Source organism: Paenibacillus sp. FSL H7-0714, from assembly GCF_038003765.1.
Lineage (GTDB): Bacteria > Bacillota > Bacilli > Paenibacillales > Paenibacillaceae > Paenibacillus_AQ.
On sequence record NZ_JBBOPT010000001.1, the window covers coordinates 1,210,271 to 1,225,318 of the forward strand.

Here is a 15,048-nt window from a genome sequence, read left to right on the forward strand (position 1 = left end):
ATGCCAGAACAACAAGAACTACGTACGAAACTATGGACCAAGTCTTTTATTGCTTTAACGTTTAGTGCTTTATTTTTATTTATGAATTTACAGATGCTGCTATCTTCATTTCCGTCTTATGTTAAAAGTGAATTTCAAGCCGGAGATATTATGGTCAGCTTGGTTACAAGTGTATTTGCGCTAACTGCGATTGCTTCACGTTTTATGACTGCTTTTCTGATGCGGAGGGTTAGCCGCAATGTACTACTATATATTGGTTTAGCTATCGCGGCCGCCATAACCGGTCTTTATGTGGTAGCAGACTCAATCGGGTCACTATTGCTGATGCGGGTAGGCTATGGGATTGGGTTCGGGATTGCCAGCACGATTATTCCCACGATTGTTTCACAGATTATTCCTAGCAAAAGAATGGGTGAAGGGATCGGCTATTTCGGCTTATCAACCAGTCTTGCAATGTCCATTGGTCCTATGATTGGTTTGAACGTAATGAAGCAATCGGGGTTCGGAACACTGGCGATGATCGGAACATTCACCTTGCTTCTTGCCTTTCCAGTCTTATTGTTCTCACGTTCACTTCCAGCTGTACCGAAAAAACAGCCTATTGAGCGATCCATTGCACCATCCAAACCACTCAAGGTTCCTTTTAATACAAAGTTAGTATTGCCTGCAATACTGAATGTCTTACTCGCGATTACTTATGGTGGATTGCTTAGCTTTATCGCTTTGTTCGGCGAAGCGGTACATTTAGAGCAAGTGGGTTTGTTCTTTTTATTTAACGCGATTACAATCATTATTATTAGACCTATCTCCGGCAGATTATTTGATAAAAGAGGTCCGGCTGCTGTTCTGATTCCCGCAGCGGTTTGTGTCGTCGCGAGCTTAACAGTGCTCTCGTATACAACATCCATGCCAATGCTCATTATATCCGCATTGCTGTATGGACTCGGCTTTGGAGCTATCCAGCCTACTATACAGGCTTGGATGCTTCGGACATCTACACCTGCACAGTATGGTATGGCGAACAGTATGTTTTATAACTCAACAGATTTAGGGGTAGCCAGTGGGGCCATTATTCTTGGGGCAATCTCGGCGGCATCCGATTATGGGATGATGTATCGTTATTCTGCTGGGTTCATGGTGCTGTTTTTAATTATTTATATTGGGATTCAGATTACTAAGGCCAGAAATAACCCTTCAGCGTTAAGTCAATAAGGGATGATTTCAGATTAAGCTAATCTTTAGGTACTATTCATATCGTTTTAAGCTAAGGGGGTTATAGTAATCACATAACCCCCTTAAATATAGACCTTGACCCTGCCGGACGTTGGCAGGGTCCTTTTTTTGTTGATGAAGAGGACAGAGATCTGTAGATTAAGCCAATCTTTATCTACTATTCATATTCTTTTAAGCTAAGAGGGTTATAGTAATCACATAACCCCCTTATAATATAGACCTTGACCCTGCCATACGTTGGCAGGGTCCTTTTTTTATGTCCTTGCGCCATCCCGAAAACATAGGTAGTATACAGATTTTATCCACTAAGGACGGTATAATGAAGAAATCAGGGATGGCCAAAGAAGTAGAGGAGAGGTTCACAAATGAATATGACATGGAATCTGGATAGCTTATATCCTTCCTTTGAGTCAGAGAAGTTAAAAGGCGATCGTGAGCTACTCGGTCAACTTATTATAGATTTAAAAGCCTGGGCTGAGGGCAATCTAAAGCTTGAGGGTGTTTCCGTCGCAGCGATCGAGGACTTTCTAAGGCTCTACAACGATTATAAAAGCGTATATGTATGTTTATTAGCCTATGCAGAGTTAACGCTTAGCGCAGACAGCAGTTCTGAGGAAGCCATGAATCTTGCTGATGATATTGAACATTTGAGCTCAGAGATTGCTGGGGTAGTTGCGGGTTTTAAACGATGGATTAGCACTTGTGTACACATAGATGAGCTTATCGTTAGCTCAACTTATCTTCTGAAACATCAATTTTATTTAAAGGAGCTTCTTCTGCAATCCCGTTATGTGTTAAATGAGGAAGTGGAAGTTGCGATTGCCAGAATGCAGAGCACGGGTTCCAAAGCGTGGGGAAGGCTCTACATGGAGAGCGTATCGAGTACACTTGCAGATGTGGTAGTACAAGGGGAAACTAAGAAAGTAACGCTTGCAGAACTAAGGAGTATGGCCTATGAGAATAACGTTACATTAAGAAAAGCGGCTTATGAAGCCGAGGCTGAAGCTTGCAGTCGTATTGCTGGGGTTTGTGCAGCTTGCATGAATGGAATAAGTGGTGAGGCGCTAACGATTTATGGCATGCGTGGATATCAATCTTCTCTGGAAAAGGTGTTAGTGGCATCGCGAATGGACAGTGAAACTTTATCGGCAATGCTCGCCGCTCTTCAGGAGAGTTTGCCAGCTTTTCATACCTATTATCAAAAGAAAGCCGAACTGCTGGGACATTCCACAAAGCTGCCTTTTTACGATATTTTTGCACCGATTGGCGAAGAAAGTGTAAAAATCTCTTACGAAGATGCTCAAAAAACAATTGTCTCTAGCTTCGGAACCTTTAGCGAGGAATTGGCCAATTTAGCTCAAAAGGCTTTTGATCAGCAATGGATTGATGCAGAACCTAGAGCGGGTAAGGGTGGATATGGGCTCTGCATTGATATTTTTCCGATAGGCGAGAGCAGAATCATGACACAGTTCACTGGAAATGCTATAGATATTAGTATTCTTGCCCATGAGCTCGGCCATGCATATCATAGCTCCTGTCTGGGAGAAGAAACGATGCTGAACACAGATTATCCGATACCGATTGCCGAAACGGCTTCGATCTTTTGCGAGACGATCGTAAATCAGGCACTACTCACTAGTTCGACCAAGAAGGAAGCTCAGCTTCTATTGGAGAGAAGTATTTCCGATGCTGGGTATTATCTGGTAGACTTCTATGCTCGTTATTTATTTGAGCTTAAATTATATGAGAGAAGAACCTCGGGTCCGCTTCCTGTTCAAGAGCTGAACGAACTGATGATTGCTTGTATGGTGGAAGCTTACGGTGAGGGCGTTGATCCTGACACAATCCATCCGTACATGTGGATGAACAAGGCCGGATATTTTATGGCTGGTTATGAATTTATGAACTTCCCGTATTCTTTCGGACTGTTATTCGCTAAAGGACTCTACGCAGAATATTTAAAAAAGGGCGAGGAGTTCGTCGCCCGGTATCGTCAGTTCCTTAGTGCTACCAGCAAGCATAATATTGCAGATGTAGCAAAGTTTATGGATATTGATGTACACTCCATTGATTTTTGGAGAGGTGCTTTAATGCTGATTGAAACCGATATTGAGGCATTCATCAGTACGACCTAAACAACTCTCCAGTTGTGATCACAGGTAGCTTCAATTTGGCCGCGTTTTTCAATGTAATTCGTGACAATTTCAGACATGTCGATCAGTACTTCTTTGACAATCGGCTTGCCCTTATACATCTCATAATCTCCACCGCCGCTTGCTCTATAGTTGTTCATAACAACATCATATTCCTTAGAGTCCTCTACAGGCTGCCCACGATGCAGCAGATGGAGGACTCTTTTGCCTACAGGTTTATTGATATGAAGCTCGTAGTGGATGCCTTCCCACATATCATAATTGTAATGTTGCGATTTAGGTTCTACATAAGCAGGGTTAACAATTACATTTCCCTCTAGATCCTTTTGAAAATAGTTGGCGGTTTGTTCCAGTGCCTCTTTTATATCTTGTCCGGTCAGTCTTAGCACAGTTAGCGTGTTTGGATAAATGAAGTTGGAAAGAATATCTCTCCGGGTAATGGTGTTACTGAAGCCCTTGCAATCGTTGCTGAGTAAAGCTGCTGTCGAGATCTCTACACCTGTAGCCTCCATTTGTACCTTATTCATAAATTCTATAAAGGGATGGTCAGCCAATCGGCATTCATCTGCACTAGAAATAGAAAGGTCACCGATAACTGTACCTATTCTCTCATCCAACCAGGCTTCTGTTTCTGATTCAAGCGTGCTGCTAAGCTCTAGAATTGTATCATCTACAGCGGTCTTGTCGTCTACAGCAAGGAGTTCGGCTTGTTTACTCTTAATCTTCCAACGTTCGTTTTCTTTTTGAAAGACTACTGAAATCTTACCGAGGGAATGTCCATTACAACCAGGCTGTATGATCGTCACACCATTTAGCTCACTAGCTATGAATCGATGCTGATGTCCGGTAATTAATACATCTAAGCCTTCAACCTCTGTGCACATTGCATAGGCTTGATTCTCTCCAGTTAGTCTCTCTACAGGTTCACCACTAAGGAGGTCGCGCTCGAACCCGCCATGATAAGCTACAACGAGTAAATCGGGCTGTTCTTCTTCTCTAATAGTGGCACACCAAAGCTTTACAGTCTCTAACGAATCCTTGAATTGAAGTCCTTCTATATGGACAGGATTCTCCCAGTGGGGAATGTAATGTGTGGTAACTCCTAGAATGGCTACTTTGATTTTTTTGTCTATCCATTTGATGATATAGGGTCTACCAAATGCAGGTTTACATGTCGTGCGATCTATAATTCCAGCAGATAACCAAGGAAATTTGGAATCCTGAATGGCTTTATTAAGTAGTGGCTTACCAAAATTAAATTCATGGTTACCAATAATTGCAGCGTCATATTTCAATTCATTCAATGCAGCTATGCCTGGATTTAGTTCGTCACTGTACTGTGTGGCTGCATAATAAGCTAGCGGTGTACCTTGAATAAGATCACCGTTATCGAGAAGTATTAGCTCTGGACAATGGGATCTTTCTTGTTTAATAAGGCTAGCAATGGTTGCTAAGCCTTTTTGTCGTTTCTCACCCGTGCGGTAATCAATGGGCCCTAAATGCCCATGTAGATCACTTGTTATGAGGATTTCGCAGGTTAAGGTGTTGTCTTTATTCATGGGTAGCCTCCTACGGATAATAAGTTCAGACCTCATTCTATCAGATAATTTGGAAATTTTAAGAGATTAAAATAAATTTTACATATATTTAATAGTTAGAGGCCTTAGATTTAATACAAAATATTTATAGTCTAGAAGTACTAAAAAAAAAGAGAACAGTGGAGGTCTTTCGTTTGAGAAAAATAAGTAAATTCGTATTGCCGCTAATGATGTCTATTACTTTGCTTAGTGGTTGTGGTGCTAACAATACTACCAATACTGCAAACCAAGGATCGACGGATGGAGCAAATGCACCGAAGGAAACGGCAGCTCCTGTAGCAGAGGGTTATGTTCCAGAGAAGCTCACAGTACAATTTGTCCCTTCTCAAAATGCGGATACGCTCGAAGCTAAGGCGAAACCTCTTGAAAAATTACTGGGTGATAAACTCGGTATTCCTGTAGAAGTAAGTGTCTCTACTGATTACAACACTGTTATCGAAGCTATGGCTTCCAAAAAAGTAGATTTAGGTTTCCTTCCTCCAACAGCTTACGTATTGGCAAAAGAAAAAGGAGCTGCTGAAGTTATTCTTCAAGCTCAACGTTTTGGTGTAAATGATGAAACGGGTGCTCCGACAGATGAATTGGCTGACTTCTATAAATCTATGATTATCGTTAAGAAAGATTCTGCGATCCAATCCGTTGCCGATTTGAAAGGCAAAAAAATCGCTTATCAAAACGTTACATCCTCAGCAGGTTTTGTATGGCCGGCTGCAACACTAATGGATGCAGGACTTGATCCGTTGAAGGATGTACAAGCTATCACGGTTAAGGGACATGACCAAGGCGTACTTGCTGTACTGAACGGTGATGTAGATGCCGCAGCTATTTTCCAGGATGCACGTAATATAGTCGTTAAGGATTATCTGAAAGTATTTGAAGATACTCGTGTTCTCGCCTTTACTGATAAAATCCCTAACGACACGATTTCGGTCCGTTCAGATATGAATAAGGAATGGATTGAGAAGATTCAGCAGGCGTTTATTGATATCGCTGCTGACAAAGAAGGACATGAGATTATCAAAGATATTTACTCGCATGAAGGTTATGTGAAGTCACAAGATAGCAACTTTGACATTGTTCGTGAATACAACAATAAAGTAAAAACAGAGTAGTTCAGGCCGTTCAAGGATACAACGATGTTGGTGTATAACAGGAACTAAGGATAGCCAGCTCCGGATTCCCCCCCGGACCTGGCTATCTCTTTTATACGAATATACGAAAACACAAAAAGGAATGATTTTCATGATAGAGCTTCGTAATGTGTCCAAGACGTATCTAAACGGAACCAAAGGCTTAAACAACATTAACCTGACTATTCCAGCTGGAGAATTTGTAGCTATTGTTGGTCTTTCGGGTGCGGGAAAGTCAACCCTGCTACGTTCCATTAACCGGCTTCATGATATTTCAGAAGGCGATATTCTTATAAATGGGAAATCCATCACGAAGGCAAAGGGAAGCCAGCTCCGAATGATCCGTAGAAATATCGGAATGATCTTCCAAAGTTTCAACTTGGTGAAACGTACGACTGTGCTTCGTAATGTATTGGCAGGGCGGGTCGGCTATCATTCCACAATACGGACGATAATTGGCAAATTCCCACAGAAGGATATTGATTTAGCCTTCGAGTCTCTCGATCGGGTCAATATTGCTGAGAAGGCCTACACACGTGCAGATCAACTATCTGGAGGTCAGCAGCAGCGCGTGGCTATTGCTCGTGTTCTTGCGCAGGAGGCGCAAATTATCCTTGCAGATGAACCTGTCGCTTCACTGGATCCACTGACGACCAAGCAGGTTATGGATGATTTGAAAAAGATTAATATGGAGCTTGGGATTACGACCATCGTGAATTTGCATTTTATCGACCTCGCTAGAGAATATGCCACCCGGATTATTGGGCTCCGGGCAGGAGAAGTGGTCTTCGATGGTCCTGTTTCCGAGGCCACCGATGAGAAATTTGCTGAGATTTACGGCAGACCGATTCATCAGGATGAGTTGTTAGGTGAGCCTGTAAGCGGAGGCATGTGATATGAGTGTGAATGCAGAGAAGCTACATCCCAAACCGCCAAGGAAGATAAAGCATTATTTTACAGCTATTATATTAGTAGTATTACTGTGGAGAAGTGCGGTCTTGACCGATTCATCCATTGGAGAGCTGATCTCCGGTCTGCCAAATATGCTGGATCTGCTTAAGGAAATGTTCCCTCCAAACTGGGGGTATTTTGACAATATTATAGATGCGATGCTGGAGACGATCCGGATGGCATTGGTCGGTACAACGTTTGGTGCCATTCTGGCGGTTCCCATTGCCTTGCTGTGTGCAAGCAATATTACGCAAAGCCGATGGCTTCATTATCCGGTACGTATGCTGCTGAATTTGATCCGTACAATTCCCGATCTACTGCTGGCTTCTATTTTTGTCGCCATTTTTGGCCTCGGTGCGCTTCCGGGAATATTTGCTTTGACGGTATTTTCGCTAGGGCTGATCGCCAAGCTTACCTATGAATCGTTGGAGACGATTGAACAGGGACCTTTGGAAGCAATGACTTCGGTCGGAGCGAATAAGACTCAACGAATTATGTTCGGCGTCATTCCGCAGGTACAGGCTCATTTCATGTCTTATGTGCTGTATGCCTTTGAGATTAATGTCCGTGCTGCAGCAGTTTTAGGTTTGGTAGGCGCGGGTGGAATCGGCCATTACTATGAAGTGACATTAGGCTTTTTAGAATACGATAAGACTTGCACCATCATCTTGTTCACATTAGCAGTAGTCTTGATTATTGATTATGTAAGCACTAAGCTGCGGGAGAAATTAATATGAGTAAATCATGGAATACCCTAGTACCCAAACCTCGTAAAAATCGTTTCCGATGGCTGATTTATGTAGCATTAGCGGCAGTGTACATCTGGGCTTTTTCGGGAGTGCCATTTAATGGATTTAAAGAAACCGCTGGGATCATTACTAAGGCCATCTTTGCCGGGATATTCTCTCCTGACTGGGCCTTCGTTTATTTACCAGATGGGGAGGATCTGCTTCGAGGATTACTTGAGACGTTAGCTATTTCAATTTTAGGGACTTTTATCTCGACCTTCATATGTATCCCCTTTGCTTTTTGGGCTGCGGTCAACATGAGCAAGGGAAAGGCGATTTCGGGTTCCGGCAAGCTAATATTAAGCTTTATACGGACATTCCCTGAGATCATTATGGCTTTGCTGTTCATCAAGGCTGTTGGGCCGGGTTCATTTGCGGGTGTACTGGCTCTAGGACTGCATTCCGTTGGCATGCTCGGCAAATTGTTCGCGGATGAGATTGAGAATATTGATAACGGTTCACTCGAAGCCTTAATCTCTTCTGGTGCCAGCCGCATGCAGGTGTTATGGTTTGCTGTTGTGCCGCAGGTATTGCCAGGCTTTCTATCTTACACTTTATACAGATTCGAAATTAACGTTCGCTCAGCTACGATTCTGGGTGTGATTGGAGCAGGCGGAATTGGCACACCGTTAATCTTCGCCCTCAGTTCACGGAATTGGGACCGTGTTGGAATTATCCTGCTAGGTATCATTGCGATGATTACGATTATTGATCTGATTTCCGGCATGATTCGGAAGAAGCTAGTGTAACAGAATCGCATAATTACATGTTAGACAAAGACCTCCTTAGGGTATGAAGCGAGCCTATGGGGGTCTTTTTATGATTAGCGTACTATTCGGAAAAGCTATATAGAAGTAATAATACTTTTTGTGTTAACATATGTTGGTCTATCCGAACTTGTACCAAAGGAGTTGAAGGCTTGGAATCTGCGCTTATTGGGAGCTTTGTATCGGCAATGGCTACGGTGCTTGGAGCGTTTCCGATCCTGTTCGTGAAGAGGTTATCTGAGAAATGGAAGGACGTTCTCGTGGCTTTTACTGCAGGTATAATGGTATCGGCTTCTACATTTGGACTTATGCCGCAAGCGATTAAAGAATCGGGGATTATCGCATTAACCTTGGGCCTGATTACAGGAGTTCTACTGCTTGATTTAATTGAAAAGAACATCCCGCATATCGACGTGGAGAATAAACCCGGATATACCAATATGGATTCCAAGGCGCTGCTCGTTTTGATTGCGTTGTTCATTCACAATATACCAGAAGGTCTTAGTACGGGATTCAGTTATGCCAGTGAGCAGGCGAGTCTGGGTCCCACCGTGGCCATAGCGATTGGTGCACAAAATATGCCTGAAGGATTGATTCTCGCAGTCTTTCTGATGAATTCTAGAACAACCAAGTTAAAAGCATTAGGAATCGTTACGCTTACCGGACTTATGGAAATGGTATCTGCGGTTATTGGGTATTTTACGGCGAGTTACCTACAGAATGTAGTGGGCTATGGTCTTGCTTTTGCCGCCGGGGCTATGCTGTTCATCGTCTACAAGGAACTTATTCCGGAGAGTCACGGTCATGGTTACGAACGGCCTTCGACGTATTCGTTTATCTTTGGATTACTGATTATGGTGTATATCACGCAGATATTTGGGTGAATAGGGAAAAAACGGCCAAAGAAGTGCCAGAGCAGCTTAAGCTGCCTGACCTCATTGGCCGTCTTTATGGTTTAATCTATAATTATCCTCGCAAAATCGTCTCGATTTGCTCCAGCTCTTCTGCGCTTAGCTCCGGTGCATTCAAGGAAGCGACTGCATCTTCAATCTGGCTCACCTTACTTGCACCGATTAAAGCTGAAGTGACTTTACCTCCCCGGAGTACCCAAGACAACGCTAGCTGAGACATTTTTTGTCCACGTGCAGCAGCAATCTCGTTCAGTTTGCGAACTTTAGCGATCTTCTCTTCCGTAATGGCATCTTCGGACAGGAATACACTTGGTCCAGCAGCGCGAGAATCAGGAGCAATTCCGTTAAGATAGCGGTCGGTCAGAATGCCTCCTTGTAGTGGAGAGAACACAATCGATCCGATACCCTCCTCAGTTAATACATCCTGCAAGCCATCTTCAATCCAGCGGGACATCATGGAGTAGTTAGGTTGATGAATCAGGCATGGCGTTCCAAGTCGACGCAGAATTTGTGCCGCTTCGCGTGTCTGTTCAGGGTTGTAATTCGAAATCCCAACATACAGCGCTTTACCTTGACGTACAATAAGATCCAGCGCAGCCATAGTCTCTTCCAGTGGTGTATTCGGATCTGGACGGTGGTGATAGAAAATATCTACATAATCAAGGCCCATACGTTTCAAGCTTTGGTCTAGACTGGAGACGAGATATTTCTTGGAGCCCCATTCGCCATATGGACCGGCCCACATATAATATCCAGCCTTAGTAGAGATGACCATTTCATCACGATAAGGAGCAAGATCCTTCTTAAGGATTTGACCAAAGCTTTCTTCTGCGGAGCCAGCTGGGGGACCGTAGTTATTAGCGAGATCAAAATGAGTGATTCCAAGATCGAAAGCTCTTCTTGCCATGGCGCGACCATTCTCGAATAAGTCGTTTCCGCCAAAGTTATGCCAAAGTCCTAGCGAGATCGCCGGAAGGAGTAGACCGCTTTTTCCAGTGCGGTTATATTTCATATTGTCATATCTGGTAGCGCTTGCGTTATACATCATTATTTCCTCCTAAAAAGACTTATTTCTGATTACGTTACGTCCTTATTGTAGCGAAAGATCCCGGACAAACGTATGTCAGCAAGGAAGAAGTTTATAGCACAATGTCATTTTCGAGATGACGGATACGGTATTCTTTTGGAGAACAACCTTTCACCTTCTTGAACATTCGCGAAAAGAGTAAGGGGTCCTGATAGCCGACGGAACGGGAGATCTCACCGATAGTACAGAGGGTTTCTGTCAGAAGCTCGCATGCTTTAGCGACACGGTAATTCAATAAATATTGCTGTGGTGGCATACCAATGGTCCGTTTGAACAAGGAAGATAAATATTTGCGATCCAGCTTGAGAGAAGAAGACAGCATTTCCACCGAAATGTTCTCACAATAATGTGTATGCAAAAAGTGGAGACTTTGCTCGACGTAAATACTCTTTTGACGCGGTAAAGGAAGTACATCCGGAACAGCTGGCACCGCTTGTAGCAAGAGGGAGAAAAACTCATACATGATCGCTTTTAGCGGCAGGTCAAGACAATCCGAATTGTCGGCTGCTTCTGTCAGGCGTTCGTAGAGATTAGGCATAAGCTGTTTATCCATCGGGAAGATTGGCTGCTCAGGGGTCAAGGAGGTTTTGGATAAAATATATGATACCTGTTCTCCGGTAAAGGCTACCCAGGAATAGATCCAAGGATTGGTCAGGTCCGCTGCATAAGAAGTAACGATATGAGGGTAGGTAAGAAAAGCTTGTCCCGCTTGCAGGATATGGGTTTGTTCACCCACAGATACCTTTCCAGTTCCCTCATGAATGAAATGTATTTTGTAAACGTCACGAACTCCAGGTCCGAAAAAATGCCCAGGTAGACACTGCTCCCGCCCCCAGTAATGGAGATGCAGATCGGGATTACCTCTGAAGGGACGCTCAGAATTATAATTAAAAATCGCCATGAATGCTTCAGTCTCTTTCTTTTATAGAGTTAACTAAGGGTGATTATGCCCGCTTTCTTTTATTATACAGCATATTTTAGTGGGAACATTACTTGGAATGGTTTGCGAATTCTGTGATAGAAGTTTATCCCAGCTCAGTTTGGTTAAGTAAGCTATGAAGCTGAAAGTATGAGCTAACTTCGATCATTAGGAGGTAATGGAGATGAATAAGAGAATAGTGGGTGTCTTTGCTGCCGAATACGAAGCTTCGAGGGCAATTGAAGAGTTGAAACGTCAAGGCTGCAGAACAGAGGACATATCGATTATCGCGAGAAATTCAGAGAGTGCGGATACGCTTAGAGATGAATCAGGGACGCAAGCGCCGGAAGGAATAGCTACTGGTGCAGCTACGGGTGGTCTGCTGGGTGGATTAACTGGGCTCTTGATGGGGATAGGCGCTTTGGCTATTCCAGGCATCGGGCCGATCATTGCAGCCGGACCGCTTGCGGCAACACTTGCTGGAGCGGCAATAGGTGCAGGCAGCGGTGGATTAGTTGGCGGTCTTATTGGACTTGGCATTCCTGAAGAGGAAGCCAAGCGGTACGATAACTATGTAGATGAAGGCCATATTCTTGTAATGGTGGATGTGGAGGGCGAGCAGAAAGAGGAAGAAGTGAAGCGGATCTTCGTACAGCATAATAGTCTGAACACAGACCGTTTTGAGGAAATTGCGAATATGAATACAGCTGAGAATCGAAATTATGATGGCAGTGTAAAGGAAAGCGATGCGCTCAGAGCCGCTGATCAACAAGAGGCGAGAAATCTAGCTCAAGCTACCGGAACCTTGGATGCCATGGATACCTTAGCGAGTGAGCGTATTAGAAATAAATAAGTATGGATTAGTTATGACGTAAAAAAACAGACTATTTCACTAGCCATGGGTGTGCTGGTGAGATAGCCTGTTTTTTGTGGTTTTATAATGAGGCAACATTCTGTCTAACGGTTAGTCCATCCGGTATTTCTTTGCCAGGCAGAAAATGAATGCTACGGATGTAGCGGATTGTTCGACTCTGTGCCCGCATGATGACCGAATGCGTCTCAGCGCGCTCTTTGCCGATAAAACGGACACCGTTCAGAAATTCACCTGAGGTTACGCCAGTGGCGGCAAAGAGTACGTCGCCTGTGCCAACCATGTCCTCCATGTATAACACTCGCGTAGGATTAGAAATTCCCATACGGACACAGCGCTGCTGCTCAAGAGGTCCATCGGGAAGCAAACGGCCCTGCATTTCTCCACCAAGACATTTCAGTGCGGCAGCGGCAAGGACGCCTTCAGGTGCTCCGCCCGAGCCCATGTACAAATCGACATCGCTATCCGGCAGGGCTGCTGCAATAGCGCCAGCCACATCGCCGTGACCGAGTAGCTTAATCCGTACACCCGCTTCTCGAAGACTATGAATGAGCTCCTCATGCCGTTTGCGGTCAAGTACCATTACGGTTAGCTCGGAGAGGGACTTGCCACTGAAGAGGCATGCTTTCTGGAGAGTGACCTCCACAGGGTCTTCAAGACTAAGCTTCCCGGCAAGCTCAGGACCGCAAGCGAGTTTCTCCATATAAATGTCTGGAGCATGCAGCAGGCTGCCCTTATCTGCTATGGCAATCACGGATTGGGCATTGTGAAGACCACAGGCCACCACTTCAGTGCCTTCCAGAGGATCGACGGCTACATCGACAGAAGGACCCTTTTGATTCCCGACTTTCTCGCCAATATAGAGCATTGGAGCATCATCCATCTCTCCTTCACCAATGACGACCGTTCCGTCGATGGAGACGGAATCAAACATGGAGCGGATGGCAGTCGTGGCTGCATCATCTGCCGCATTTTTATCTCCCCGCCCGATCCAGCGAGCTGAGGATAATGCACCTAGTTCAGTTACCCGTACAATCTCAAGAGCCAGTTCGCGATCCATTCTAATTCCCTCCAGTACATCCCATAAATTTTAATCTGAATGTTAGATATAACCCATAATAATACCAGCGGTTTCTTCTATAGCTTTGTCGGTAATATCGATTACAGGACAGCCTAGCTTATTGAACAGAGAAGAGGCATATTCCATCTCCTCTGTAATCCGCTCCAGACTTGCATATTGGGAGCCAGTCGGTAACCCAAGCGCCTTCAGCCGCTCGGAGCGAATCTTCAGCATATACTCCGGCTTCATGGTTAGTCCGATCAGTCGGTTCGACGGCAAGCTTAGCAGCTCTTGCGGAGGAGCAATTTCAGGAATAATCGGATAGTTAACGACCTTTTTCCCCCGATGGGCCAAAAAGATACTAAGTGGTGTTTTCGAAGTACGGGACATCCCTAGCAGAACGATATCGGCCTTCAGTATAGCGCCGAGATCGCGGCCATCATCACAGGCAACTGTGAATTCGATAGCCTCCATACGTCGGAAGTAGTTCTCATCAAGCTGGTGCAATAAACCCGGTCGCTGTTGAGGAGCGTCGTCAAACGTATCAATGAAAGCTTGCATCATTGGACCCATAATATCGACGATACGAAGGTCAAGCCGTACAGCCTCTTCTTTAATCATTTCTCTTAGCTCCGGCTGCACCAGCGTATAGACGACAAAACCTTTATGCTGTGCGGCTTCTTCCATAAGCTTCCGGAGCTCATCTTCATTTCTAATGTTCCCGTATCTTTTGATGGTGATCTGCTGATTCTGGAATTGATGAATGACGGCCTGCACGACAGCTTCCGCCGTATCTCCTATAGAATCTGAGCAGATCGTTATTAGGTTGGAAGATTGCTCGATGCTCATGAATTCCTCCTGTTATCCTTTGGCTTCTAGTTCGAGGAGAAGTTTTACGATAGCAGTTTTCGTCAAGCGTCCTATGACATCCAGTTTCGTACCATTGTCTTCTGTGGCGCTGGGAACAACTACCGGTAAACTATCTACCTCGTGAAAAATCATTTTATGTGCGGCATCAAGCACCGTCTCATCTGGTGAAGTTGTGACTACTTTAGGCTGGCGTGTCATGACCATGCTTACGGGCATGGAGACAGCACCCGGATTGCCAAGGGTTACTTTCAGGAAATCCTTACGTGAAGCAACACCGGTGAGCTTGCCCTCTTCGTCACAAATAATAAGGGTGCCAACATCCTGTAGAAATAGCGTAACTACGGCATCTTGAACCGTAGTAGTCTCACGGATAATGATAGGTACACTTTGAATCTCTTTTACCTTTGTCTCCTGCAACAAATAATTGCTTCCCAGACGATTAGATGATTTGAGTCCCGGGAAGTAACCGACTTTAGGTTTAGCATCGATATATTTGAGCATAACCAGAACAGAGAGATCGGAGCGAATCGTTGGCCGTGTTAAATTCAGACATTCGGCAATCTGTTCGCCGGTAATCGGAGCTCTTTTGTTCACAATATCAATGATTTCTAGTTGACGTGATGTCAGTTCGATCGCAATTCCCTCCACTTCAGATAAAAAGGCATTCCTCTTTAGAAAAGAAGCGCCGTTAAGCGAATCCTCCTTTCATA

Annotated in this window: 14 protein-coding genes; 8 read left to right on the top strand and 6 right to left on the bottom strand. The window is 44.4% G+C overall.

Annotated features, from left to right (window positions below; genetic code table 11):
• Both NST34_RS05295 and NST34_RS05300 read left to right on the top strand, forming a co-directional pair.
• Nucleotides 1-1,212 carry an MFS transporter gene (locus NST34_RS05295; RefSeq protein WP_339245454.1) on the top strand — a complete coding sequence of 404 codons (1,212 nt, stop codon included), beginning with the start codon at nucleotides 1-3 and terminating at the stop codon, nucleotides 1,210-1,212.
• A 386-nt stretch (nucleotides 1,213-1,598) separates the two neighbouring features.
• A complete protein-coding gene (locus NST34_RS05300; protein WP_341127310.1) occupies nucleotides 1,599-3,368 on the top strand; it encodes a M3 family oligoendopeptidase in 1,770 nt (589 codons plus the stop codon).
• Here NST34_RS05300 and NST34_RS05305 read toward each other — a convergent pair.
• Nucleotides 3,365-4,945 carry a bifunctional metallophosphatase/5'-nucleotidase gene (locus NST34_RS05305; RefSeq protein WP_341127311.1) on the bottom strand — a complete coding sequence of 527 codons (1,581 nt, stop codon included), beginning with the start codon at nucleotides 4,943-4,945 and terminating at the stop codon, nucleotides 3,365-3,367. The genes NST34_RS05300 and NST34_RS05305 overlap by 4 nt on opposite strands.
• Before the next feature lie 173 nt (nucleotides 4,946-5,118).
• Between NST34_RS05305 and NST34_RS05310 the strand changes: the two genes are divergently transcribed.
• From NST34_RS05310 to NST34_RS05330, 5 genes are all read left to right on the top strand, one after another.
• Entirely contained in the window at nucleotides 5,119-6,096 is a 978-nt protein-coding gene (locus NST34_RS05310) for a phosphate/phosphite/phosphonate ABC transporter substrate-binding protein (RefSeq protein ID WP_341127312.1), read from the top strand.
• 130 nt (nucleotides 6,097-6,226) lie between these two features.
• Entirely contained in the window at nucleotides 6,227-7,009 is a 783-nt protein-coding gene (phnC, locus tag NST34_RS05315) for a phosphonate ABC transporter ATP-binding protein (RefSeq protein WP_076283974.1), read from the top strand.
• Between the two features lies 1 nt (nucleotide 7,010).
• Entirely contained in the window at nucleotides 7,011-7,802 is a 792-nt protein-coding gene (phnE, locus tag NST34_RS05320) for a phosphonate ABC transporter, permease protein PhnE (protein WP_042185358.1), read from the top strand.
• A complete protein-coding gene (gene phnE / locus NST34_RS05325; RefSeq protein WP_341127313.1) occupies nucleotides 7,799-8,602 on the top strand; it encodes a phosphonate ABC transporter, permease protein PhnE in 804 nt (267 codons plus the stop codon). The genes phnE (NST34_RS05320) and phnE (NST34_RS05325) overlap by 4 nt, the downstream gene beginning before the upstream one ends.
• 170 nt (nucleotides 8,603-8,772) lie before the next feature.
• A complete protein-coding gene (locus NST34_RS05330; protein WP_042185362.1) occupies nucleotides 8,773-9,504 on the top strand; it encodes a ZIP family metal transporter in 732 nt (243 codons plus the stop codon).
• Nucleotides 9,505-9,586: 82 nt separating this feature from the next.
• Here NST34_RS05330 and NST34_RS05335 read toward each other — a convergent pair whose 3' ends face one another.
• Complete coding sequence (locus NST34_RS05335; RefSeq protein WP_371915722.1) at nucleotides 9,587-10,576, bottom strand: aldo/keto reductase; 990 nt, start codon at nucleotides 10,574-10,576, stop codon at nucleotides 9,587-9,589.
• Between the two features lie 94 nt (nucleotides 10,577-10,670).
• Nucleotides 10,671-11,519 carry an AraC family transcriptional regulator gene (locus tag NST34_RS05340; RefSeq protein WP_076283977.1) on the bottom strand — a complete coding sequence of 283 codons (849 nt, stop codon included), beginning with the start codon at nucleotides 11,517-11,519 and terminating at the stop codon, nucleotides 10,671-10,673.
• A 202-nt stretch (nucleotides 11,520-11,721) separates the two neighbouring features.
• Here NST34_RS05340 and NST34_RS05345 point away from each other — a divergent pair, with 202 nt between their 5' ends.
• Nucleotides 11,722-12,390: a general stress protein gene (locus tag NST34_RS05345; RefSeq protein WP_341127314.1), complete on the top strand. Its 669-nt coding sequence runs from the start codon at nucleotides 11,722-11,724 to the stop codon at nucleotides 12,388-12,390.
• Nucleotides 12,391-12,472: 82 nt separating this feature from the next.
• Here NST34_RS05345 and glpX read toward each other — a convergent pair whose 3' ends face one another.
• The 3 genes from glpX to NST34_RS05360 are packed head-to-tail and all read right to left on the bottom strand — an operon-like array spanning nucleotide 12,473 to nucleotide 14,986.
• Nucleotides 12,473-13,468, bottom strand: a complete 996-nt coding sequence (gene glpX / locus NST34_RS05350) for a class II fructose-bisphosphatase (RefSeq protein ID WP_042185368.1) — start codon at nucleotides 13,466-13,468, stop codon at nucleotides 12,473-12,475.
• A 42-nt stretch (nucleotides 13,469-13,510) separates the two neighbouring features.
• Nucleotides 13,511-14,317 (bottom strand): pyruvate, water dikinase regulatory protein, encoded by an 807-nt coding sequence (locus tag NST34_RS05355; RefSeq protein ID WP_445667653.1) that lies wholly within the window; start codon nucleotides 14,315-14,317, stop codon nucleotides 13,511-13,513.
• Between the two features lie 12 nt (nucleotides 14,318-14,329).
• Entirely contained in the window at nucleotides 14,330-14,986 is a 657-nt protein-coding gene (locus NST34_RS05360; RefSeq protein ID WP_042185371.1) for a helix-turn-helix transcriptional regulator, read from the bottom strand.
• Nucleotides 14,987-15,048: the final 62 nt, after the last annotated feature.